This is a genomic window from Exiguobacterium sp. s56, assembly GCF_018618255.1.
Classification (GTDB): domain Bacteria; phylum Bacillota; class Bacilli; order Exiguobacteriales; family Exiguobacteriaceae; genus Exiguobacterium; species Exiguobacterium chiriqhucha.
Map to the genome: position 1 here is coordinate 24985 of NZ_JACSLR010000002.1, position 24472 is coordinate 49456.

Consider the following 24472-nt stretch of genomic DNA (forward strand, 5'->3'; position numbering starts at 1 on the left):
GACCAGTTTGGATCACACGAAAGGAAGTGACTCGTCCGTTGAAACGAGTAATCCCGTATAAACAAGCCATGTTGACCTTGCCCCTCCTCTTTCTGTTCGGCTGTGCGACCGCTGACGTCGAGACGTCTACGGAGCAAACGGAGACCCCGGCACCAGAGGCGGAGGCGGAAGCCCCGGCTCCTGTTCCTGAAGAGCCAGAACCCGTCGTGACGACGACGTCGCTCTATGCGATTGGCGATATCTTGTTGCACGACAGCGTGTATAATGCCGCCAAGCGCGGAGACGGCTATGATTTCACCGCCGCCTTCGAACCAATCGCTCCGATTTTGACCGAGGCCGACATCGCCATCGCCAACCAAGAGAGCATGATTGGGGGCAGTGAAATCGGTTTATCGAGTTATCCCGCCTTCAACAGTCCGTATGAGGTCGGCGATGCGCTCCAAGACGCTGGCGTCGACTTGGTAACGACGGCGAACAACCATACGCTCGACCGGGGTGTCACGGCCATCGAGAATTCAATCGCGCACTGGAACGAGATCGGCATGCCGTACACCGGTTCATTCTTATCGGAGGCGGACAAGTCCGAGCTTCGGACGCTGACCGAGAATGACATCTCATTTGCCTTTCTCGCCTATACGTACGGGACGAATGGAGTCGTTCCGAAACAACCGTATCACGTCAATTACATTGATCTCGAGGCGATGACCCTTGAAATCGAAGCGGCCGAGCAAGCGGCCGATATCACGGTTGTCTCGCTTCATTTCGGTAACGAATACGAGACGGTCCCGAACGAGGCGCAACAGACGCTCGTCCAACAACTGTCCGACCTCGGGGTCGATCTCATCATCGGCCACCATCCCCACGTCCTCCAACCGGTCGCCTGGGTGGATGGCGCCGAAGGCAATCGGACGTTCGTCGCCTACTCGCTCGGCAACTTCCTGTCCGGACAACAAGGGGACGACCGGAATACAGGTGGCATCGTCGGCATCGATGTCGTCAAGACGGTCGAGGCGGATGAGACGACGTTCGAACTCGCCAACCCGATGTTCTATCCGACGTTCACCCGCCGCACAAGTGCCGACGGTCCGTTCGAGGTCGTCCCGTTACAGTCGGCCAAGCCGGAGCTGTTCGAGGCCACGAGCCAACATATGTCGCAGTGGATGCCAGAGCTCGAAATCGTCCAATGAAGGATCACTTTCACAAGTGATTCTTTTTTTTTCGCCAAAAAGGTTGCTTTACGGCGAAGCATACGTTAGAGTAATTCGTATATTTATAAATACAGATGAATAATTATGTGTAAGGGGTGTAAGGAAATGAAACAAAAACTCGTATTAGCTTATTCAGGTGGACTTGATACATCGGTCGCAATCAAATGGTTGGATGAACAAGGGTATGACGTCATCGCCTGCTGTTTGAACGTCGGCGAAGGAAAAGACTTGGAACGCATTCAACAGAAAGCACTCAAAGTCGGGGCCGTCAAATCGGTCGTCATCGATGCGGTCGATGAATTCGTCAACGATTTCGCCCGTTACTCGATGCAGGCACATACTATGTATGAAGGCGTCTATCCGCTCGTCTCTGCCCTATCGCGCCCGCTCATCTCGAAGAAGCTAGTCGAGGTCGCACAAGCCGAAGGTGCCATCGCCGTCGCTCACGGATGCACGGGGAAAGGGAACGACCAAGTCCGGTTCGAAGTGTCGATCCATGCGCTCGATCCGTCGCTTGAAATCATCGCCCCGGTCCGGGAGTGGAAATGGTCGCGGGAAGAAGAGATCGCCTATGCGGCCGAGCACGGTATCCCAATCCCAATCGTCCAAGAAGAACCGTTCTCGATCGACCAAAACATTTGGGGCCGGGCTGTCGAATGCGGCATCCTCGAAGACCCTTGGGCCGCTCCACCAGCGAGCGCCTATGAATTGACGGCGCAACTCGAAGACACACCGAACGAACCGACCTATGTCGAAATCGAATTCAACGCCGGTGTACCGGTCGCCATCAATGGACAAGCGGCGACGTTCACAGCCATTCTTGAGCAGTTGAACATCGTCGCCGGGGCCCACGGCATCGGGAAAATCGACCATATCGAGAACCGGGTCGTCGGCATCAAATCGCGGGAAGTGTACGAGGCACCGGGCGCGATGACGCTCATCACCGCACACCAGGCGCTCGAGGCGCTCACACTCGTCCGGGAAGTCGCCCATTTTAAACCGATCGTCGAACAGAAGTTGACAGAGACGATTTATAACGGTCTCTGGTACTCACCATTGACGAAAGCACTCCTCGCCTTCATCGATGAGACGCAACAGACGGTGACCGGTACGGTCCGGATGAAACTATTCAAAGGACAGGCCATCGTCGACGGACGGAAGTCACCGATCTCGCTCTATGACGAGCACCTCGCGACATACACGTCAGCCGACACGTTCGACCAGCAAGCGGCCGTCGGCTTCATCAAACTTTGGGGGCTGCCGACGAAAGTGCAAGCGGAAGTGCTCGCAGAGAAAGGAACGATGGTGCATGAGTAAACTATGGGGCGGCCGGTTCGAACAGACGGCCAGTGAATGGGTCGACGAGTTCGGTGCCTCGATTCATTTCGACGCCCAGCTCGTGTTAGAAGATATCGAAGGGAGCATCGCCCACGTGACGATGCTCGGGGAGCAACATATTTTGACAGCAGATGAAGTCGCGCAAATCGTCGCTGGTCTGAAGACCCTAGCCAAGAAGGCACAAGCGAGCGAATTGACGTTTAACGTCTTCCATGAAGATATTCATATGAACCTCGAGGCGTTGTTGCATGAAGAGATCGGGCCCGTCGCTGGAAAGATGCACACGGCCCGTAGCCGGAACGACCAGGTCGCGACCGATATGCACCTCTATTTGAAGCGCCGCGTCCTCGAGACAATCGAAGGGATTGAAGCCGTGCAGACGGCACTCTATGACCACGCCGCTCAAAACGTTGAGTCGATCATGCCGGGCTATACGCACTTGCAACGGGCCCAGCCGGTGTCGCTCGCCCATCACTTGCTCGCTTACTTCTGGATGCTCGAGCGCGACAAGGAGCGTTTCGGTGACAGCTTGAAACGGATCGACATGAGCCCGCTCGGTGCCGGGGCTCTCGCTGGGACGACGTTCCCGATCGATCGCCACCGTTCGGCCGAGTTGCTCGGCTTCGCCAACGTGTATCCAAACAGCCTGGACGCCGTCAGCGACCGTGATTTCATCTTGGAATTTTTATCGAACGCGTCGCTCCTCATGATGCACTTGTCACGGTTCTGCGAGGAGTTGATTCTTTGGAGCAGTGAAGAGTATCGGTTCATCACGATCTCTGACGTGTTCTCGACGGGATCGAGCATGATGCCTCAGAAGAAGAACCCGGACATGGCCGAACTCGTCCGCGGGAAATCGGGACGGGTCGTCGGTAATCTGATGGGGCTTCTGACCATCATGAAAGGCTTGCCGCTCGCCTATAACAAAGACCTGCAAGAAGACAAGGAAGGCATGTTTGACACCGTCAAGACGCTCCAAGGGAGCCTCAGCATCATGGCCGGCATGATTCAAGACATGACGTTCCACACGGACACGATGAAACAAGCGACCGAGCGCGATTTTTCGAACGCAACCGAGCTCGCCGACTATTTGACGGCAAAAGGCATGCCGTTCCGGGAGGCGCATGAAGTGACGGGGACACTCGTCCGCTACTGTATCGATCATCGTCTGTATTTGGCGGAGCTGCCGATTGAGACGTATCATGCCCACTCTGGATTGATTGAACAGGACGTGTACGAGGCACTCTCTCCGGTGACGGCCGTCAAACGTCGCAACAGCTACGGCGGAACAGGGTTCGACTCCGTCCGTACGCAATTGAGCGAAGCAAAAGCCAAGTTACCGACCAACGTGTAACGAATAAATCAAAACAAGCGTCCGTTCCGCGAGGAATGGACGCTTGTTCATGTTGATGACTCCGTTGATTACAATTGTTCACCATTCGATGCAATCACTTGCTTATACCAATCAAATGACTTTTTCTTCTTTCGCTCGAGCGTGCCGTTGCCATAGTCGTCTTGATCGACATAGATAAAGCCGTAACGTTTTGACATCTCCGACGTACTTGCGCTGATGAGATCGATGCATCCCCAGCTCGTATACCCGATCAAGTCGACACCTTCTTCAATCGCTTGTCCCATTTGCTCGATATGGGCCCGCAAATATTCGATCCGGTAGTCATCGTTGATTGTACCGTCTGCTTCGACGACATCGTATGCGCCCAATCCATTCTCGACGATGAACAACGGCATCTGATAACGGTCATACATCTTCTTCAAGGTGATGCGTAACCCTTTCGGATCAATCTGCCATCCCCAATCGGACGCCTCCAAATAAGGATTCTTGATGCCACTGAAGAAGTTTCCTTTTTGTTTCGCCTTCTCAGGGGCACCGCTGGCGACCATCGACATATAATAGCTGAAGGAGATGAAGTCGACGGTGTGCTGTGACAAAATCTCTTCATCTCCTGGCAGCACTTCAATCGAGATATCATGTTTGTCGAAATAGCTTAACATGAAGCTCGGATAATATCCGCGCGCTTGCACGTCGGTAAAGAACAAGTTCTTTTGATCTTCTTCGAGCGCAGCTAACACATCGTCTGGATTACTCGTTTCCGGGTACACTTCCATTCGGGCGAGCATACAGCCGATTTGAGAATTTGGAATGATCTCATGACATGCGCGCACGGCACGAGCACTCGCCACGAATTGATGATGAAGCGCTTGGTACACAGTCGCCTCCACATTCTCAACGCGATCGACTAAAATCCCACTCCCGATGTATGCTGACATCGTCGAGACGTTAATCTCATTGAACGTCAGCCAATACTTTACTTTATCCTTGTAACGAGTGAAGACGGTCTCTGCGTAATGGACAAACAAGTCAACGAGCCGACGGTCCGCCCAGCCGTTATATTTTTTGACGAGTGTGAGCGGCAATTCATAATGCGACAATGTCACAAGCGGCTCGATCCCGTACTTGAGCAGCTCATCAAAGACGCGGTCATAAAACGCTAGCCCTTCTTCGTTTGGTTCGAGCTCATCCCCGTTCGGGAAAATCCGAGGCCATGAAATCGACATCCGGAACGTCTTAAAACCCATCTCGGCGAAGAGAGCGATGTCTTCTTCATAGCGATGATAAAAATCGATGCCGCGACGTTTTGGGAAATTCGCCCCATCATCAGCCGCTAACAGTCGCTCAAGTTCGGCTTCACTCTTCACGTCCATCTCGATTTCAGCTGTACGCGCTTCTTTAGGGACGAATGTCACCATATCGAAAATGGATAGACCTTTCCCTCCTTCTTTGTAAGCTCCTTCTAATTGATTGGCCGCCGTTGCGCCACCCCATAAAAAGCCTTCTGGAAATCGATGTGTACTCATATGTAATACTCCTCTCTTCATTGAACACTTTTTTGATACGGTCTAGCAGTCCATGTTCGACTCTGTAACCGTTTGCATTTCTGCTTGCTTGTAGTGTACTCATTCCCATTCGGCTTTTTTTGTATTTATTTATCATTTTTAGTAGATTTATAATACAATTTGCAGATACACCCGATTGATAGGAGAGATGATTTGATGGATGTGAATCAGAGAGACACGAATCAGGATTACACGTATTGGTGCCGGTTGTTGCATCAGACTACCCATCTGTCCGTGTTATTTTACAATGACCGATTATCGTTGCAGATGGCGTATCCAGAAACATCATTCATTCCCCCTTCTCTACGTCAACTTCTGGAGCGGTTAACTCTCTTAAATGAGCCTTCTAACATACCGGTTTGGCGTCGTCTCAATTCGAACGAACAGGTCGTGACGTTGGTCATCACCGACAACGAGCAGCCGATTGGCCTTTTCATTCTCGGTCCGTGTCTGGATTCGGCAGAAGTGGAACCGAATAGTTTTACGAATGGCTTGCCTGTTTTTTCGCGACAAGACCTACTACATGTAGCCGTGCTCGCGACCTCGATTTTGACCACGAGACGACTTTCTACGTCCGATGTCGTCCTAGATGGGGATTCGTCCAAGCGTCGCACGACAACCGAGGATACGAAAACCTATGAACGAGAGCTGTTCAAAAACAGACAAGACATTGCATTCCACGCGACGTATCAATCGGAACGGATGACGTTACGGTGTGTCAAGGAAGGTCAGAAGGAAGAGTTACTTCAGCGACTGGCATCACCCGACCGAGATGGACGAATCGGGGTGCTCTCCAAACAGAGCACTTTGCGAAATGAAAAAAACCTCCATATTTCTACCATCACGTTAGCGACACGTTATGCGATTGAAGGAGGACTTCATCCGGAAACGGCATATACGATGAGCGATCACTATATCCAAGGGGCCGAAGAACTTCGAACGATTGAAGCTGTACAACGTTACACCAAGGAGGCGTTATGTGAATTCACGGATCAAGTCAACAAATCAAAACAGCTTCGACATAGCGCCCCAATCATCAAATGCCAGTCGTACGTCTTTAAACATCTGTATGACGCCATCACCTTACAAGACGTTGCTCGATTCGTGAATCTTCATCCCAACTATTTGTCGTCCCTGTTTAAGAAAGAAGTCGGGCTTTCGTTCACAGAGTATGTGTTGCGAGAAAAAATAGCGGAAGCCAAAAAACTGTTAAAGTACACCGATTCCTCTCTTTCTGAAATTTACACATGGCTTAATTTCCACGACCAGAGCCATTTCACAAAAGTCTTTAAAACCTACACGGGCACGACTCCCAAACAATTCAAGCAACACGAGCACATGCCAACGATGTGAATTTGAATCTCCAACATATGGAATTAGTTTCACGCTCAACGTTAAAAGTGTCCGTAGGCGTAAAAACATCCTCAATACGCCGAGGTTTGGAGTGTCTGCCTAAAGCTGAATTTGTAGCCTCAAGCTGAATTTGTAGCCTCAAGCTGTATACGACCAGGTACTTAGTTTAGTACTTGCCAACTTCTTACGATGATGTTAACCTAACTTTAGTCAACGTTAACAGAAAAGGGGTTTACATAGTGAAAATTCATGATATGACACAAATTGCTATCGGTGCCGCGCTGCTCGCGAGCATCGGTTCGATTGCCATCCCAATCGGTCCGGTCCCAATTACGCTGCAAATGCTCGGTATCATGACGGTCGCTTCCGTCCTCGGTGCCAAAAAAGGCGGACTCGCCGTCATCGTCTATCTCTTGCTGGGCTTAATCGGCCTTCCAGTACTCAGCGGTTCGGGCGGACTTGCCCCGTTCGTCGGTCCGACGGTCGGATACTTGCTCGCCTTCCCAATCGCGGCCTTTTTGATTGGCTGGTCATCGGAACGGCATCGTTCGTTCCCTGCCCTCATCGGCTACAACGTCTTATTTGGACTCGGTCTTGTCTATTTGCTCGGCAGTCTTGGCTTGCAAGCCGTGTTTGGCATGACGTTCATCGATGCGCTCAAAGTGAACATTCCGTTCATCATCGGCGACTTAATCAAAGCAGTGTTGGCGGCAGCTACCGCTTATAAAGTGTCCACTAACCCTCAAATGCGCAAAACCCTCGCCTCTTGAAGGTTCAAACGTTTCAGCGGAAAGTATAGGTGGAACGTATATAGTATGGAAGGGGGTGTCCTTATGAGCGATTCGACGTTTAAAAAACGTTTGGCTAAAGCGACCCATCGCTTTCCGAAAGGACAACGACGCGGGAAAGACGAGACGCGGCACGAGAAGCGCGATATCGAGGCGTTCGAACGACGTCTGCGGGAAGCGAAAAGTAAAGTCGGAGAGATTCAAGAAAACATTGACCATATTGCCAGACGTTAAAACCTCGTCCTCGGACGGGGTTTTTTACTGTGCTGAACTGGTTAAGAATGCTCGGTACGTCGCATCGATCGAATAGCCTTAGTATATCCCCACAAACAAACCCCCGTCCGTAGACGAGGGTTTGGGATCACTTCAAACGCGGTCGGATGAACAGCGCGACGATGAACGAGAGTGCGAGCACGACGAGCAGTCCGAGCGAGAGATCGTTATAACCGAGCAAATTGAGGGCGACACTGATGGCGACGGCGACATAGAAACCACCGAGCGCCTTTTTGACGAGTTGCGAACTGAACCGCTGCAACTGTTTCGCCCCGATCGGTGAACCAATCATCGCACCGGCGATGAGCGCCAAGCCGTGCCAATAGTTCGCATCGGCTCCGGCAACGGCATAGTTGATCACGCCCGAGACGACGATGAGGAACGCCGCGGCGATACTCGTCCCGACGGCCCGTTTCATCTCGGTGTTGAGTAACTTGACTTGAAGTGGCGTCAATACGAACCCACCGCTGACACCCATAAGTGACGAGATGAATCCGCCGAACAACCCGATGAACCCGAGGCGTGGGACCGACTCCGAACCGACGCTACCCTCTTCGTGCTGTTTCGACCGGAAGAACGAGACGGCGAAATACGTCAACAGCGCGATATAGGCGAGCGAGATGACCGGCTTCGCGCCGTCGAGTGTCTCCAGATAAAATACGAGCGGCGTCGCCACCCAAGTCCCGACGACCCCGAACGCGCCAATCAAGAGGGCGTGTTTCGGATTGACGTTCTTTAATTTGATATGGGAGATCGTACCGGCCGTCGTCGACCCGAGCGTGAGCATGAGACTGAGGGCGATGGCCGCGCTCGCCTCGTATCCGAAGACGAGCAAGAGCGGCGTGAGTAAAATCCCGCCCCCGATGCCGAAGAATCCGCTCAAAATTCCGATGAGCGTTCCGAGCAAAAGAAACGATAGTAATGCTGTGACGTCCATGAACAAACCTTCTTTCTTTCCTTTTCATAACTAATCATAACAAAAAAGGAGCGCATGTTGCGCCCCTCACTTACAACACACGCTCTAAAAATTCGAATACCGTCCGGCGATATTCGGTTTGGAACGAGCGATGCGACTGCACGTGCCCATCATTCTCGGTCACCCACAGTTCGACATCCTCGCCGGCTTTGGCCAATTGCTCGCTCTCGCTTACGGGAATGGCATCGTCACCTTGACTATGAATCAATAACACCGGTGCCTCGATTTGAGCCATATCGTCAATCGGTTTGACCACATCCGCGTCGAGCCCCGTGAACCAAGGCGTCACCGTCATGATGACCGGTGTGAACGGGAAGTTCGGTAAATCGCTCCATACCGGCAGATTCGTCTCGAGATAGCCGCGGAGGTCACTGAACGGGCTATCGGCGATGACGGCGGCGACATCGGTCTCGTCAGCCGTCGCGAGTGCCGTCGCGGCACCCATCGAAACCCCATATAAGACGATGGGCCCGTCCGAGCGCTCTTTCGCGTACGCGATGGCGGCAGCAAGGTCAGATTGCTCCTTCGCCCCGACCGTCACGCGATCCCCTTCTGAAATTCCGGAGCCGCGAAAGTCGAACGTCAAAAACTGATACCCTTGCTCATGGAATTCCGGAATCAATTCTTTGAGCGGCAAATCGGATTGTTCACGGTTCTTCCCGTAGCCATGCGCAAAGACAATCGTCGCACGCGGCGTCGGGTGCGGGATCCACCAGCCGTATAAATCCTGTTGATCCTCTGATTCGATCGTGATGTTCTCATACTTGACGCCTAGCGTCTTCGGGGTGAACGTCAACGTCTCCCGTTCAGGTGACGTCAATTGATCTCCAATGTGGGCCGAGATGCCCACGACGGCAAGAAACGCGACGAGCACCAACACGCCGACGGCGATTCCCATATATTTGACCCAGCGATTCATCGCAGTGCCCCTCTCCTAAGTATAGTTCGCATCAGCCGTCTCACCGGAGCCAGCTCCGTAAGGCGACGAGCGCATGTTGTACCGGCTCCCACGTCTCAGACGGGATGACGTAACATGTCGCTTCGTGAATCGTGAACGTCTTGACGTCCGCACGTTTGACGATATTCTCGCCAATGGCACCGAACGGGTCACTGTTGACGTCGGTATGCTCGAACGTCTTCCACACCCGTTGACCGTTCTCCACTAACGCACATTCGAACGGCTTCACCGGACCCTCAATCCCGTATTCGGCATAATGCCATAACGTTGTCGCATCGAGCGGCGAACCGAGATGTAATATTTTCGCATCGCGGTCAATCATCCGTTCAATCGGCGATCCTGGCCCGAAGCCGACGTCGAGCGTATGTCCAGCCACGATGTGTTCGGCGTCCCGTCCCCACGCGGCGACCGACCACATCGGGTGATCGCTCCGGAACACTACCGGATACGAGCGGAACAGCTCTGGGACACGCCCCATCCCTCGGGTCGCTGTTTTCGCCGGGTCATACGCTGGCATCTCATCACGGATGGTCTGCCACCATTCGACCGGGACCGGTGGGGCTTCCCATTCAGCGGGATTTGAATTATCCCCGCTCTGGGTCGCCATCATGATGAGCCCGTCCGGTCCGACCGCTTCTTGGAGCGCCTCGATGACCGTCTGGGGCCCGCCGCACACCCAGCCAAGTTTTGATAGCGACGTGTGGACGAATAGTGCGTCCCCTCGTCGAATGCCCGCCTCTTGCAGATGGGCCACTAACGTTGTTTTCGTTTCCATATGTTTCATCGATCTCACTCCACGATGAGCTGGATCGTTGATCCGCTCCTTGATTTCTTGACTTCAATCCGGGCGTCGACCCGGTCTTTCAATTCTTGGACGTGGCTGATGACCCCGACGAGCCGGCCGCTCGATTGCAGCGACATGAGCAATTCAATCGCTTGATCGAGCGATTCGGCGTCGAGCGTCCCGAAGCCTTCATCGATCAGCATCGTCTCGAGACTGACCCCACCACTCAACTGCTGGACGACCTCGGCCAATCCGAGGGCGAGCGAGAGCGATGCCTTGAACCCTTCGCCGCCCGATAAGTTTTGGACCCGGCGTGACTGGCCGGTATAGGCGTCAAAGACTAATAATTCGAGACCGGACTTGGCATTTCCTTTCGCCGTCTCAATTTTTCGCTCTAATTGGAACTGTCCGCTCGTCATTTGATCGAGATGGACGTTGGCCGCATGGAGAATTTGATCGAAGAACGCCGTCTGCACGTACGTCTCGAACGTCAATTTTTGCGGATTCAGGCCACGTCCGGTGTCGGCAATCAATTTGACCGTCTCCAGATTCCGCTGATCCTCATCCGTCTTCTCCCGTAACGCGTTCCATTCGGCGACGATGTGACGATGGCGTTTCAATTGTCCGTCCGCCGTCACGAGTTGTTCGGACAGCGTTTCGAACGAACGGCCCTCTTCGTGCAACTTCTCCTGGAGCCGTTCAAGGTCTGGTCGCGGACGGTCCCCGATTTTCTCGTTCAGCGCCTTGACGGCGTGTTCGAGCCGGAAACCTTCCTCAAGCTCAGTCGCTTGGCGCTCGCGTAGTTCGGGCAGTTGCTCGACGCGCAAGCGATACTCCTTGAACACAGCTTCAGTCAACTCAATTCTCTCGAAAGCGGCCTCCAGTTCAGCCGTCGCTTCGGAAAGACGAGCATGTTCGAACTCGAGTTGTTCGCCAAGGAGACGGAGTCGCTCCGCTTCCCCCCACTTCAATCGATTCAATTCTTCAAGCCGACGTTCATACGTCTCCACGTTTCGTTCGATGTGAGCGAGTCGCGTCGCGAGCTGATTCCGCTCGGTCTGCAACATCTCTAACGTCGTCCCATCCGGTTGACGCATCGACTGAAGCTTCTCTTGGACGGTTTGGAGCTGTTCGAACAACTTCTGTCGTTCTTCAGCCTGCACACGCTTCGCCGTCTCGAGTTGCTTCAATTCGGTTGTGGTCGACCGCAGGAGACGCTCCATCCGTTGTCGTTCTTCGGCTTCTTGACGCAACTGACGGATGCGGGCGTCTTGGTGTTGCATCGCAGTGTCAGCCGCACCATCGAGCTTCAACTCAAGTCGAGCGAGATCGCGTTCACGGATCAGTTCATCGAGTTGGCGTTTGAGCGCCCGATAATCCGCCCGAGCTTCATGGAGGTCGGCCTCAATCCGTTTCAGTGTCTCAACGGCTGAGCGATGACCAGCTTGGTCGATGGACGTCCCCGTTCGCTCGACGTGTCCGTGGGTCAATGAACCGCAGACCGGACAAGGTTCTCCCGCTTCGAGATGCTCGCGTAGCGTGTCGGCCATGAGCGCATGCTCGGCCTCGACGAATTGGTCGACCTGTTTCGTCTGGGCGGTGAATTGTCGTTGGACTTCCTTCCCGTTGCGTTCACAGGCACCGAGTCGTTCCGTGACCTCTGCCACTTTCGACTCGAGTCGAACCTGATGTTGAAGCTGACTATACAGTCGTTCGGCCTCGACGAGTTGGTCTGGGGCCGGTGCGTGTTCCAGTTTAGCCGCAAGTTCGCCTTCGGTCGCTTGGAGCTCCTGGAGACGCGCTTCTTCTGAGAACAGACTGAGGGGCTCCAACCGGCGTTTCAAGTCATCCCGACGTCTAGTGGCCCGGTGCCATTCATCGACATAGGGCAACATCTCGTCAATCGCATTGACGCGACTTGTGGCTTGGTCTGCCTCCTGGCGCATGGTCGTGATGGCCTCTGCTTCTGCCTTCAACTCCTCCAACTGTCTCGTGTAGCCTTCGTCTCGTTGACGGGATACATCGCGTTCACGGGTCAACCGTTCGATATCGTGACGCACCGTTTCGGTACGTTGATAGAGCGGGCTGACGCTCGCCACTTGTTCAAGTCGCAAGATGAGCGCCTGGCGTTCTTCGCGTGCTTGTGCCGCTTGGCGGAATGCTTGGAGCGCGGTTGCGCGCACGTCCCGCTCTTCCATCAACTCGGCGAGCGCGGTCGCCTGATTCACTTCTCGTCGCAACGCCTCGAGTCGTTCCTCACCAGTCCGGCGCTGAGCCTGTAACGTGTCCCGCGCCGCCAAGAGTCGCTCCTCCCGGGCGTCGAGCCACGTCACGATTTCAGGCAAGTTGCGGGTCGACATGTCCTCGACGGCCTCGTCTTCGAGTTCCAACAGTTTTAAACGCGTCGTCTCGACCGCCCATTCGACGCGTTTGCGGTACTTGCCGTAACGTTCGATCCAATCCTCCTGAAAGGCGCGGTACGCCTCCGTCTTGAAGATTGATTGCAGAATCTGTTGCTTCTTCGTCGAATCGGAATCGAGGAGCTGACGGAACTGGTTCTGCGGCAACAGCAAGATTTGACTGAACTGCTCATAGCTTAGCTGCAACAACGATTCAATCGTCTGTTCGACGTCGTTCACTTTCGTTGCCAACGGTTTCCATGTTTCTTTCCATTCATAGAGCACCGCCTCGTGCGGAATCGGCGTCTTGTTTTTCGGATGCGGTTGTTGCGGCTGACGAACGAGCCGATACCGTTCATCACGAATCGTGAACGTGAAGTCGATTTCAGTCTTCCGTTCCGGGTCCGCATATTGGCTTCGGAAATCGCTGGCGTTCCGGAGTGCCCCGCTGGCCCGGCCATAGAGTGCGAACGTCATCGCGTCAAAAATGGTCGTCTTTCCGGCACCGGTCCGGCCGCTGATGACGAACATCGAACGTCCTTCAAGCTGCGTAAAATCGATTTGTTCCGTCTCGGCGTAAGGACCAAAGGCGGTGATGGTTAATTGTTCCGGTCTCAAATCGATTCCTCCCCTTCTAAGAAGCGTTGCACCGTCGCATCGACATCGCGGCCGTGGACGGCTTTAAAGAAGTCCATATATACATCCTCGACCGATTGCCGCTCGAGCTTCTCACGTTCGAAGCGGGACGTCTGGTCTTGGCGACGCAACAACTCGAGTTCGAGGTGTAAGATGTTCGGATAGACGGTCCGTAATTTCGCCATCGGGTCGAATAACGCACGTTCATCGGTCAAGACGATTTTCAAATAGTCGTCGACGGCCTCATCTTGATAAAACGACGGGTCGAGTAGCTCGTTCAGCGTCCCGGTCAAAATGCGCAAATCTCGTCGCGCTTTTAGCGGGCGCCGACGGCGTGTCCATGTCCCGTCCCATTCGATGACGTCGACCGATTTCACATGGGACGCCTCGGAGAACGAATATTTCATGAGCGAGCCGCTGTACGCAACCCGGTCGTCGCGGATGGCGTCACGGTTATGCAAGTGTCCGAGTGCCGTATAGCCGAACGGCGCGTATAGTCCTTTGGCGACTTGCCCTGCCGTCCCGACGGACAGCTGCCGTTCGGAATCGGTCTCGAGTCCACCGGCGACGAAACTGTGGCCGACGGCGACCGCACGTGCCTCAATCGCCCCGTATGAGTCGATGACTGCGGCGAGTGCGTCATGATGGGTCCGAATCGACTCGTCGCCGAACGCATAACGGATGCGCGCCGGCTCAAGGAACGGCATCAAATAAAATGGGATGTCGTTCACGACAATCGGCCCTGTGCCCGGGTCAACCTTCCCGACGATATGGAGACCGACTTTCGTCAATAGTTTGGAGCTGTATTGGAGCCGCTCGGCCGAATCATGATTGCCGGCGATGGCGAGCACGGGGATGCCCCGCTCGAGGACGAGCGCGCGCCACATCTCATCGAGCAGATCGACGGCCTCGACAGGAGGCACGGCCCGATCATATAAATCACCGGCGACGACGATGGCATCAGGCTTCTCCTCGTCGACGATGTGTAAAAAAGACTCAAATAAAATGATTTGTTGTTCTTCTGTCATATGGCGGCCGTGGACGATTTTACCTAAATGCCAATCGGCCGTATGTATCCATTTCATGCGACTTCACCTCTGATTCCATTCTAGCATTATTCCGGTGTACGATTCGACGTCTTGACACTTGTTTTCGAAACAGCGAAAGTTAATAGGAAAGGGGGACGTATCATGGAGTCCACATCTACATGGCAAGCCTTTCTGCGCTTGTTCCGTGTCGCTCAACCACCGAAAGGTCTGTTTATCGGTGCCGTATTGATTTCATTGCTTCAAGCGATGGCTTCACTCGCCATCCCGCTCATCTTGCAACGCGTCGTCGACAATTGGAGCGAGGCCGCGCTCGACGCCCGCCTCGTCGCCATCTTCGTGACGGCGTTTCTCATCCAAGTCGTCTCGAGTGCGATTTCGATTTATTGGCTACATATCGTCGGACAACGGGTCGTCGCCAATTTGCGGACGACGTTATGGGAGCATCTCGTCGCCCTCCCAATCCCGTTCTATGACGGCGTCAAATCAGGGGATCTCGTCTCACGGTTAAATAACGACACGACGACGTTGCAGCAGCTCTTGTCCGAACAGAGCGTCCGTCTCTTGACGTCGTTCGTCTCGGTCATCGGCGCCGTCGGTATCTTGTTCACGCTCGATTGGCAGATGACGCTCGTCATCTTGTTCTCCGTGCCGACGACACTTCTTATCGTCATCCCGCTCGGGCGTAAACTTCGGAAAATCGCCAAGGCGACGCAACATGAGCTCGGTGACTTGTCCGGGTTTTTCGCTGAACTGCTCGGAGAGATCCGGCTCGTCAAATCACAGGCGACCGAATCCGTCGAGGTCGCAGAAGGAAAACGACGCATTGAGCGTCTCTTCGGCCTCGGTGTGCGCGAGGGACGGATTCAAGCGATTTTGATTCCGCTCCTGAACGTCACGTTGACGGCGATGCTGATCGCCATTCTCGGCTTCGGGGCTTATCGCGTCTCGACCGGTGCCTTATCGACCGGTTCGTTGCTCGCGTTCATGCTGTACTTGTTCCAAATCATCACGCCGCTCATCACGATGACGGAGTTTATCACTCGGCTCCAAAAAGCACGCGGGGCCACCGAACGAATCTCCGAGCTGCTCGCCATCGAGCCGGAACCGTACACGGATGAGCCGTCGACGATTCGACAGTCGTCGCTCTCGTTCGAGGGCCTGACGTTCCGCTATGGCGACCAACCTGTCATTGACGACGTGTCGCTCACCGTCCCATTCGGTGCCACGACGGCCATCGTCGGACGTAGCGGTGCCGGCAAGACGACACTGTTCGCCCTCGTCGAGCAGTTCTACCTTCCGTCGAGCGGACACATCCATTACGGGGACCGGGACATCTCAACCTACGGCCGCAACGAATGGCGACAAGTCATCGGCTACGTCGCCCAAGATTCGCCCGTCTTATCCGGGACGGTGCGGCAAAATATCTTATACGGCTTGACCCGGACCGCGACCGAGGATGAGATTCGTCACGCCTGTGATATGGCCAACGCCTGGTCGTTCATCGAGGCGATGCCGGACGGGCTCGATACGGAAATCGGCGAGCGCGGCGTCCGGCTATCTGGTGGACAGCGCCAACGGCTCGCCATCGCTCGGGCGCTGTTACGTGACCCGCAAATCTTATTGCTCGACGAGGCGACATCAAGCCTTGACTCGGAATCCGAGCGTGTCGTCCAAGAAGCGCTCGACCGGCTCATGACAGGACGGACGACACTCGTCATCGCCCATCGGCTCTCGACCGTCCAACATGCCGATCAAATCGTCGTGCTCGAGGACGGCGGCATCAGCGGGCTTGGGACACATCAAGAGTTGCTTCGGGATAACGTGCTCTATGAACGACTCGTGAAACAACAACTTTTAGGAGGCAATCAACTATGAAGACAGTCGGATTTATCGGACTCGGTGTGATGGGTCAATCGATGGTCAGAAACTTAATGAAGGCGGGATTCGAAGTCCAAGCGTATACGCGGACGAAAGAGAAAGCGACTGATTTATTGGCGGAAGGTGTCCGTTGGTGTGATTCGGTCGAAGCCGTCTGTCAAAACGCCGATGCCGTCATCACCATCGTCGGCTATCCGTCTGACGTCGAGAGTCTTTATTTCGGGGACGGTATGATTTTGCAATCGGCTGAGCCAGGAACGCTCGTCATTGATATGACGACGTCTTCGCCACTCCTGGCCGAACGGATCGCTGATGCCGCAATCGACTGCAGCTTGCTCCCGCTCGACGCACCGGTCACGGGCGGTGACGTCGGTGCCAAGAACGGGACGTTGTCGATTCTCGTCGGCGGCGGCGAATACGCCTTCACGAAGGCGCGCCCGCTGTTCGAGGCGATGGGCCAATCGATTGAACGGATGGGGTATGCCGGAAGCGGCCAATATGGGAAACTCGCCAATCAAATCGCAATCGCCGGCATCATGATGGGCAACGCCGAAATGCTCGCCTTCACGAAACGGGCCGGGCTCAATCCCGATCAATTGCGCCAGACGATTCGGGGCGGTGCCGCGGGCAGCTGGACGCTCGAGAACCTTGTTCCCCGGATGATTGTCGAGGACTATGCTCCTGGTTTCTTCATCAAGCATTTCCTGAAGGACATGAAACTCGCCCTCGAGAGCGCCGAACAGTTGAACATCAAACTACCGAGCCTCGAGTTGGCGTATAAACTGTACTCCATCCTCGAAGAGAACGGCTACGGCGAGAACGGGACGCAGGCGCTCATCGAATACTACATGCATCAGGACGTTTGAATCGTCCCGCTCGTGGAATTAGTAGTACAGAAGGGAGCGATTACAGATGCCATGGAATATGAAAGACTATCCGGAATCACTGAAGAACTTCGACCCACTCGTCAAAAAGAAAGCCATCGATATCGCCAACGCCTTGCTCGCCCAAGGTTACTCCGATCAAAAGGCGATTCCAATCGCCACGGAACAAGCGAAGAAATGGCATGAACATGCCTCAAAAGAAGAGAAATCTGAGTTTCGTGACGCTCCTGACCCACAAAAGTCGGATCGGCACGGAACATAAAAACAACCGGTCGGCTCATGAGCCGACCGGTTGTTCGTTTGCGTCTGTCGCTGCCTTGATTTCAACATATAACCCGGCGAGCGCCGTGTTGATATAAGGCTGTACGAAAATATAGGCCAATCCGCCCGTGAACAAGACGAGCACATACCAGCCGATGAAACTCGCATACAAGCGCAGCATCGTCCGTTTATGGCCGCGCATGAGACGCCGACTTTCTCGCATCGCCTGAAACGCAGACAGTTCCGGTTGGTCTCGTAGCACGAACGGGACAATCCGATACGTCAAATAGAACCAGACGCCCGGGACGATTAAGAACAACATGAGCACGTTCAACCCGAGATAAAAGACGGCATAATACGTGACCGCCCGGACGTAATCTTTGAGCGAACCGAATGCATCGAACAAGAGCCCGAATGAAGGTTTCTCGGCTTTGGCGATATCGAGGAACACCCAGTTGCGGCCAAGTTCGAGCGGGGCGAGCAAGACGGTCGCACCGTACAGCAGACCGATTGATACGAACAGGATGCTCGGGTCGGTCGATTCCAAATCGAGCTGCGTCGTGATGACCGCCTGAACGAGCATCGTCGCCACGACCGCAAGCAGCGAGATGCCCCAGTTGCCGGACAACATCCGAAGGGCAAATTGTTTATAGACTGATGATTGCATGACTTCACCTACAGTATCGTTTTCTTCATTATAGCAAAAAAACAGTCAGCCGACTGTTTTTAGCGTGCCATCTGTTGTTTGATTGCCTTGAACTTGTGCTCATCCAAGCGGCCCTCGGTCCGTACCCCGCTTCCGACATGGACGAAATCAACGCCTAGCCGGTCGATCAGTTGCGCCACATTGTCGGCCGTGATGCCGGCACCCGGGAGGATGTTCATCTCCGCCACCTCATGCATCGCACTTAATCGGTCTATGCCTTCAAGTGCCGTCGCTTGTCCTCCGGACGTCAAGACGTGGTCAACTTCTGGGAAGTCGTTTAGCACCGTGATCGCGTCCATCAAGTCGACCGCGTCATCGATGGCCCGATGGAACGTGAGCACCATCTCGCCTTTATGTTTAATCACTTCTCCGAGCAGCGCCTCATCGATACGCCCTTCGCTCGTCAAGGCTCCGAAGACGATGCCATCGGCCCCGAGTTCACGGCAAAGACCGATATCCGCCAAAATCGTCTCTGCATCTTCCTCGTTATAGACGAACGAGTCCGCATGGGGCCGAATCATGACGTGGACAGGAATGGTAGCCTGTTCGAGCACGTTACGAATCGTCCCGAAACTCGGTGTCGTCCCGCCGGCCGGCAAATCGGCAATCAATTCGAGCCGATCCGCCCCGAACCGCTCCGCCGTTTTGGCTTCGGTCAATGTCGTCACAATCACTTCAATCATGAAATCCCTCCTCCTTATGGTGCGAAGCGCCACTCGACCTCATGCTCCGCCAAGGCGCGCTTCCAATCCGTCGGTTCCGGAAAATCAGAGATGATGGTCGTCACCTTTGAAAAGTCGGAGACCCGATAGCGTTTTTGTTGATTGAACTGGGTATGGTCGGCGAGCAAATAACATTGACGCGATTGATCGAGGACCGCCTGCGTCACGGTCGAGAGACCATGGGCATCACACGTCAATCCGAGTGAGGCATCGACGCCCTCGACGGACAGGAAGGCCATATCGAACACATACGCCTTCAGTTGCTGCAGGACGTGCTCGCCGACGGTGACGAGATGTTTCGGATCAATCGTCCCACCGAGCAATTGGATATCGCCAGTAAACACGCCCTTGGCGCGTTGCTCAAAGAGCGCCTTGGCGACCATGAGCGACGGAGTGACGACGGTCAAATTTCGTCCGCGAAGTCTGGCCGCGACTTGTTCTGGGGCGACGCCGTGTCCGATATACAGCAACATGTCATCCTCGACGAGCTGAAACGCCGTATAGGCGATGCGACGAATCCCGTCCATGTTCGAGATCATCATCGGTTGGAACGAGACGCTCTGATGGAGCACCGCCCCGCCATACACCCGCTTGATGCGATGCTCTTTCTCAAGCTCTTCTAAGTAGCGGCGAATCGACTCCCCCGAGACGTTCAACCGTTCGATCAACTCGCTCGTCTTCACTTTTCCTTCCCGCTCAATCCATTCAACAATCTTTTGTTTACGTTCTTCTCCAATTAAAGACACTTCCCTGCCTCCTCCGCAAATATCGCTTCCTTTTTCAGTGTAGCGAACGGATGTAAATTTAACGTAAACAGAAAGTAAAGAACGGGCAAATCCAACACTTTTTTCGAACTTTTCGGCAAAAATCAACGGAAATCCACAAAAAGACAGCCTCATCATGAGGGTTGAGGTTTCAACTTCTCGTTTTTTACATGAAAAAAATGACCATCCTTCTCTGTATATCGAGCAGGATGGTCATCGATCGTTACTTTCGCTTTTGGAACAGCGGCACTTTCGGTTCCGTGCCGGCACGGATTCGTTGCCAGTTCGAACGGTGCTTGATAATGATGAACAAGGCGAGCGGGACGATGACGATGAGCGGCAACCAGTCTTTGGCGATGATGCCATAGGCGACGACGGTCACGAGTCCGACGACAGAGGCGGCCATCGACGAGAGCGACACCATCTTTGAAATAAGCAACGTCACGATGAACGTGCCGACGACGACGACGAAAAACCATGGGAACGCAGCAAGCAGGATCCCCGCGCTCGTCGCCACCGATTTTCCGCCCTTGAATTTGGCGAAGATGGGATAAGAGTGGCCGATGATGGCCGGAATCCCGGCGAGGAGCAGACTCATTTCGCTCCCGAATAGGAGCGGCAATAAAGCCGCGACCAAGCCTTTCCCCATATCCCCTAGTAGGACGATCGTACCCGCTTTCTTCCCAAGCACGCGAAACGTGTTCGTCGTGCCCAAGTTCCCGCTCCCGTGCTCGCGGACATCGACTTTATAGCCGAGCTTACCGACGAGGAGGGCGAACGGGATTGAACCAAGTAGATAGCTGATGATGATAATGATGATTTCTGTCAAATAAGGCATCGCGATTCCCCTTAATTCATGGATTGCTCGAGATAGCGTTCAAACGGGACGTTCGTCTTATGAACGTTCGTCGCATGCTCCACCCCGATGTAGCGTAAGTGCCACGGTTCAAACATATAACCCGTCTCCGCCTCATAGGCGCGTTGATAGCGGACGATGAACCCATACGTATGGGCATTGTCGGCCAACCACTTGCCTTCTTTCGTCTGCTCAAGGCTCTGTGTCAATTGATACCCGACCGAGGCGCTCGAGACGTCGATGGCGAGTCCCGTCTGATGTTCTGAATGACCCGGCGGCGCCGAATACTTCATCGCTTGTTCTTTTCCGTCTTTGGCGACATAGGCGTTGAACAATTGCACTTGATAGTCGTATGAACGGAACGCGCTCGTCCCTTTCAAATCGATTCCGGCCGCTTTCGCACCGGCCATCAATTTTTCGATTGCCTGTGCCGCTTCTTTACGGAGCATTCTCCGCTCCCCGGACGCCGTGTCGACAAAATCGATATTCGCCGTCACGAGGTCGGTCGGTTTGTAACCGGCCGGCAAGGCGATTTGTTTATTGACGAGGATGAGCGTATCGAGTTTCACGTTCGCCGTCCCGTTTTGTTCGAGCGGCTGGCTCGGCGTTTGGACCGGTTCTTCTACAGGCGGTGCTTCCACAACAGGTACTTCTTCGGCCTCAGGTTCGTCTGCTGCCGGTTCTTCCGCAGGCTCGTCTTCTGCCGGGGGCTCGGCTTCAGGTGCCGGAGCTTCTGCAACCACTTCGTCTTCTGTATCCTTCGGCGTATCGGCCGGAGTTTCTGATTGTTGTTCGGTGTCGGCCGGTTTGTTCTCGGCTTCTTCCGTTTTGCTTTGGTCGCTTGTGGTACAGCCCACCAATGTGAGCGTCAAGGCGCAGCATACCATCAACAGAGATGGTTTTCGCATGCGATCTTCCCCTTTCTTTGTACAAAAAATACCGTCAAGATATGATACCATACTGACGGTACAAAAGAACCACTGTTATGTGACGGGACTCATGACACGCATATACATGTCATGCCATTCTGGAAACTCGCGGTCGAGACGGACCGGCTTGAAGTCGCCCTGTTTGACGACGACGTGGGTCGTCTTCGCCGAACCGACGAGATGTCCGTCTTGATCGGTCAACTCATAGCCATAGACGGTCCGGATTTTGGAATAGCTGTCGACCCATACCCGTACGTGGACCGTATCGCCGAACGTGACGCTCTTCTTATAGTCGACCGAGACGTTCGTCACCGGAGAGACGAAGCCCGCCTGTTCCATGTCTTTATATTCGACCCCGAGCTCGCGCAATAATTCAGTACGAGCGATTTCGAGATACACTAAATAGTTCGCATGATAGACGATGCCCATCATGTCGGTCTCTTGGTAGCGGACCGGAATCTGAATCATATGCATTAAATCGTCCTCGCTTTCAAGGTCATTATATTATAACTTGGTCTTAATATCTACTACTAAAATATGATTCAAGTCGTCAGTTTCAGCTTGTCCTTCAATCAAACGGTATGACTGTCTCGCAATGGCTTCATCAATCAACGACAGCGCCGTCCTCGCGTTTGGCCGGTCGATACCAGACAATCGCTCTTTAAGCGCTTGCTCCACCGTCTCGTCATACGTATAGCCAAATTTCTCGGCATACGTCTTGGCAATCTCGACGAGTTGGTCGGTCGAGTAATCCTCGAACTGGATGGTGCGCTTAATCCGACTACTCAGTCCAGGATTCGACTCGATCAATCGCCGCATCGGCGCCTCGTATCCCGCCATGACGACGACGAGGTTGTCCCCGTGCTTCGGCATCTCGTCGACGAGCGTATCGATTGCTTCACGACCGTAATCGTTTGGTCCGCCGTTCAAACTATAAGCCTCGTCAATCAACAACACTCCGCCGAGCGCATCGCGGATGGCCGCTTTCGTCTTCTGGGCGGTCTGGCCGACATAGCCACTGACGAGATCGGCCCGACTGACGACTTTCAAGTGTCCCCGTTTCAAATAACCGGTTTTCTTCAACAGTTGGGCATACAGGTGAGCGAACGTCGTCTTCCCTGTTCCGCTGTTGCCGACGAGTGCGGCATGAAGTTGGACCGGAGCCGTCTTCAATCCAAGTTCGCGGCGCCGTTTTTGAATCGTGACGAGCGCCTCGATTTCACGCAGTTGCCGTTTCGCCTCTTCCATCCCGACCAAGTCGTCGAGCGTCGGGACTGACGTGTCCTCGGTCGCATCCATCTCGAAATCGAGCTCCGTCAACAAGGCCATCTCGTCGAGCGGAGCATCGGCACCGAAGCGGGACCCTTTTTTGAACATGGCGTCGAGCAAAATGTTATGCACCGTGCGCGCGTTCCCGAACGTGGCGTCGACCCGTTCCCGGTCAATCCGCGCAATCAAGGCGCGCTTCGCCTCGACCGTCAGGACGTAATTGTTCTCCGCGGCCACTTTCTCGCCGATGGCGACGAGTTCGTCATCACTGTAGTTCGGCAACTCGTAATGGTTTGATTCCGGGAAACGCGAACGTAGTCCCGGATTGGCCAATAGAAAGTGACGCATCTCTTCCGGATAACCGGCGAGGATGACAACGAATTTTCCAGCGTACTCACCACTCGTCATCGCGGCGACGAGCGTATCGATGGCTGCCTGTCCATAGTCACTCCCGCTCGCATCCTGACGTTTGAGCGCATACGCCTCGTCGATGAACAGGACTCCGCCCTCGGCTTCTTTCACTTTGTTCATGACTTGCTCTTCCGTCTGTCCGACGAACGCGCCGACGAGACTCGACCGATCCGCTTCGACGACGTCGGGACGGGCGAGCAGACCGAGCTCAAAATATATCTCGGCCATGAGACGCGCGAGCGTCGTCTTACCGGTGCCTGGGTTTCCCGTGAACACGAGATGGAGCGAAGGTTGGTGTTTGGACGAGAAGCCTGCATTCTCCCGTTCTTTTTGGAACAAGAGGAAGCGGTACCACGCTTTGACACGTTGCTTCACGTCCGTGAGCCCGATCATCGCCTCGAGTGATTCAATCGCGCTCGACCGAACTTGTTCCGTCTGTTCCGGCAAATGTTCGACGATCATGGCGAGTCGCTGTTTGACGAGCCCGACCCGCTCACCGAAACGGTGGAACGCCTCACGGCTGAAGTAATTGCCTTGCATCGATGCCAAGAGCGAGGCCGTGTCATCTTCGAGTGCGGCCACTTCTTGCATCGTCTCGATGACGACAAGGAATAACCGCTCGAGCTGTCCTTTGAATTCCGAGTCCCGAAGGTCGGATTTGGCACGGTCAATCTCGTCGTGAAGCTGTTCAAGTTGCTCGAGCAGTTCCGACGTCTTCGCTTCGTATTCGGTTAAAATTTGGACTTTCATCGACGCGTAATCCGCCTCACGTAATTTCGGCCATTCGACGTGCAAATGTTGTTTATGACGTCGCAACACTTCGTATAATTGACTGACGCGGAGAGCTGGCGGTAATGCGTTGAGCGACTCCAATTCCTTGACCCAACGATGTAATAACGGGTCGATAGTCTGGCGCGCTTCGAACCGTTTCGTTGCGAGGAGCGTCAAGGTGCGAATCAACTCTTGACGGTGGCCGGTCGCGCGCGACCAATGGGCGTAAGACAATAGCGCCGCTTCCTCGATGCGTCCACCCGCTTCCCACGCCGTCAAGTCCGATTGCACTTGATCCAAGGTGATCTGTTTCATAGTATTCTCCTTTTTAGACGACAAAGGA

The 24472-nt window shown here is 54.2% G+C and carries 22 protein-coding genes; 9 read left to right on the forward strand and 13 right to left on the reverse strand.

From position 1 onward, the window contains the following. Positions 1-38 precede the first annotated feature (38 nt). The 3 genes from KNP71_RS03075 to argH all read left to right on the forward strand — a co-directional run bounded on the left by KNP71_RS03075 (position 39) and on the right by argH (position 3900). Complete coding sequence (locus KNP71_RS03075; protein WP_251132737.1) at positions 39-1187, forward strand: CapA family protein; 1149 nt, start codon at positions 39-41, stop codon at positions 1185-1187. A 126-nt stretch (positions 1188-1313) separates the two neighbouring features. Then, positions 1314-2525, forward strand: coding sequence for an argininosuccinate synthase (locus KNP71_RS03080; protein ID WP_029595378.1), 1212 nt, complete (start codon positions 1314-1316; stop codon positions 2523-2525). Next, a complete protein-coding gene (gene argH, locus KNP71_RS03085; protein WP_029595377.1) occupies positions 2518-3900 on the forward strand; it encodes an argininosuccinate lyase in 1383 nt (460 codons plus the stop codon). Before KNP71_RS03080 ends, argH begins: the two co-directional genes overlap by 8 nt. A 68-nt stretch (positions 3901-3968) precedes the next feature. On the opposite strand, the gene KNP71_RS03090 is transcribed toward argH, so the two are convergent. Further along, on the reverse strand, positions 3969-5423 hold the full coding sequence (locus KNP71_RS03090) for a glycoside hydrolase family 1 protein (protein WP_131471200.1): 1455 nt from the start codon (positions 5421-5423) through the stop codon (positions 3969-3971). 195 nt (positions 5424-5618) lie between these two features. Between KNP71_RS03090 and KNP71_RS03095 the strand changes: the two genes are divergently transcribed. The 3 genes from KNP71_RS03095 (at position 5619) to KNP71_RS03105 (ending at position 7837) form a co-directional block, all read left to right on the forward strand. Further along, complete coding sequence (locus tag KNP71_RS03095; protein ID WP_214829976.1) at positions 5619-6815, forward strand: helix-turn-helix domain-containing protein; 1197 nt, start codon at positions 5619-5621, stop codon at positions 6813-6815. A 239-nt stretch (positions 6816-7054) separates the two neighbouring features. After that, on the forward strand, positions 7055-7585 hold the full coding sequence (locus tag KNP71_RS03100; RefSeq protein ID WP_214829979.1) for a biotin transporter BioY: 531 nt from the start codon (positions 7055-7057) through the stop codon (positions 7583-7585). Between the two features lie 63 nt (positions 7586-7648). Further along, a complete protein-coding gene (locus tag KNP71_RS03105) occupies positions 7649-7837 on the forward strand; it encodes a hypothetical protein (protein ID WP_021067555.1) in 189 nt (62 codons plus the stop codon). 127 nt (positions 7838-7964) lie between these two features. Here the strand turns inward: KNP71_RS03105 and KNP71_RS03110 are convergent, their stop codons facing one another. The 5 genes from KNP71_RS03110 to KNP71_RS03130 form a co-directional block, all read right to left on the reverse strand. Continuing rightward, the gene (locus tag KNP71_RS03110) at positions 7965-8813 is read right to left on the reverse strand and encodes a sulfite exporter TauE/SafE family protein (RefSeq protein WP_021067556.1); all 849 of its coding nucleotides are present in this window, start codon (positions 8811-8813) and stop codon (positions 7965-7967) included. A gap of 70 nt (positions 8814-8883) precedes the next feature. Then, complete coding sequence (locus tag KNP71_RS03115) at positions 8884-9771, reverse strand: alpha/beta hydrolase (protein ID WP_021067557.1); 888 nt, start codon at positions 9769-9771, stop codon at positions 8884-8886. Between the two features lie 40 nt (positions 9772-9811). Then, positions 9812-10594 carry an AAC(3) family N-acetyltransferase gene (locus KNP71_RS03120; protein ID WP_214829982.1) on the reverse strand — a complete coding sequence of 261 codons (783 nt, stop codon included), beginning with the start codon at positions 10592-10594 and terminating at the stop codon, positions 9812-9814. Positions 10595-10599: 5 nt separating this feature from the next. Next, on the reverse strand, positions 10600-13611 hold the full coding sequence (locus KNP71_RS03125) for an AAA family ATPase (protein WP_214829984.1): 3012 nt from the start codon (positions 13609-13611) through the stop codon (positions 10600-10602). Beyond that, entirely contained in the window at positions 13608-14714 is a 1107-nt protein-coding gene (locus tag KNP71_RS03130; RefSeq protein WP_021067560.1) for an exonuclease SbcCD subunit D, read from the reverse strand. The genes KNP71_RS03125 and KNP71_RS03130 overlap by 4 nt, the downstream gene beginning before the upstream one ends. 105 nt (positions 14715-14819) lie before the next feature. Between KNP71_RS03130 and KNP71_RS03135 the strand changes: the two genes are divergently transcribed. The 3 genes from KNP71_RS03135 to KNP71_RS03145 are packed head-to-tail and all read left to right on the forward strand — an operon-like array spanning position 14820 to position 17702. Beyond that, the gene (locus KNP71_RS03135) at positions 14820-16553 is read left to right on the forward strand and encodes an ABC transporter ATP-binding protein (RefSeq protein ID WP_021067561.1); all 1734 of its coding nucleotides are present in this window, start codon (positions 14820-14822) and stop codon (positions 16551-16553) included. After that, entirely contained in the window at positions 16550-17422 is an 873-nt protein-coding gene (locus tag KNP71_RS03140; protein WP_021067562.1) for an NAD(P)-dependent oxidoreductase, read from the forward strand. The genes KNP71_RS03135 and KNP71_RS03140 overlap by 4 nt, the downstream gene beginning before the upstream one ends. Before the next feature lie 46 nt (positions 17423-17468). Further along, positions 17469-17702 carry a DUF2188 domain-containing protein gene (locus KNP71_RS03145; RefSeq protein ID WP_021067563.1) on the forward strand — a complete coding sequence of 78 codons (234 nt, stop codon included), beginning with the start codon at positions 17469-17471 and terminating at the stop codon, positions 17700-17702. A gap of 15 nt (positions 17703-17717) precedes the next feature. Here KNP71_RS03145 and KNP71_RS03150 read toward each other — a convergent pair whose 3' ends face one another. The 7 genes from KNP71_RS03150 to KNP71_RS03180 form a co-directional block, all read right to left on the reverse strand. Beyond that, positions 17718-18368 (reverse strand): DUF975 family protein, encoded by a 651-nt coding sequence (locus tag KNP71_RS03150; RefSeq protein WP_021067564.1) that lies wholly within the window; start codon positions 18366-18368, stop codon positions 17718-17720. Positions 18369-18427: 59 nt separating this feature from the next. Further along, entirely contained in the window at positions 18428-19090 is a 663-nt protein-coding gene (locus tag KNP71_RS03155; RefSeq protein WP_021067565.1) for a copper homeostasis protein CutC, read from the reverse strand. A gap of 14 nt (positions 19091-19104) precedes the next feature. Further along, positions 19105-19875, reverse strand: a complete 771-nt coding sequence (locus KNP71_RS03160; RefSeq protein ID WP_058763795.1) for a DeoR/GlpR family DNA-binding transcription regulator — start codon at positions 19873-19875, stop codon at positions 19105-19107. Between the two features lie 241 nt (positions 19876-20116). Then, positions 20117-20731 carry a glycerol-3-phosphate 1-O-acyltransferase PlsY gene (gene plsY / locus KNP71_RS03165; RefSeq protein WP_021067567.1) on the reverse strand — a complete coding sequence of 205 codons (615 nt, stop codon included), beginning with the start codon at positions 20729-20731 and terminating at the stop codon, positions 20117-20119. An 11-nt stretch (positions 20732-20742) separates the two neighbouring features. Next, positions 20743-21657, reverse strand: coding sequence for a M15 family metallopeptidase (locus tag KNP71_RS03170; RefSeq protein WP_131471204.1), 915 nt, complete (start codon positions 21655-21657; stop codon positions 20743-20745). Positions 21658-21732: 75 nt separating this feature from the next. Continuing rightward, positions 21733-22152: an acyl-CoA thioesterase gene (locus KNP71_RS03175; RefSeq protein ID WP_214827332.1), complete on the reverse strand. Its 420-nt coding sequence runs from the start codon at positions 22150-22152 to the stop codon at positions 21733-21735. A gap of 30 nt (positions 22153-22182) precedes the next feature. Then, a complete protein-coding gene (locus KNP71_RS03180) occupies positions 22183-24444 on the reverse strand; it encodes an AAA family ATPase (RefSeq protein WP_214829987.1) in 2262 nt (753 codons plus the stop codon). Positions 24445-24472: the final 28 nt, after the last annotated feature.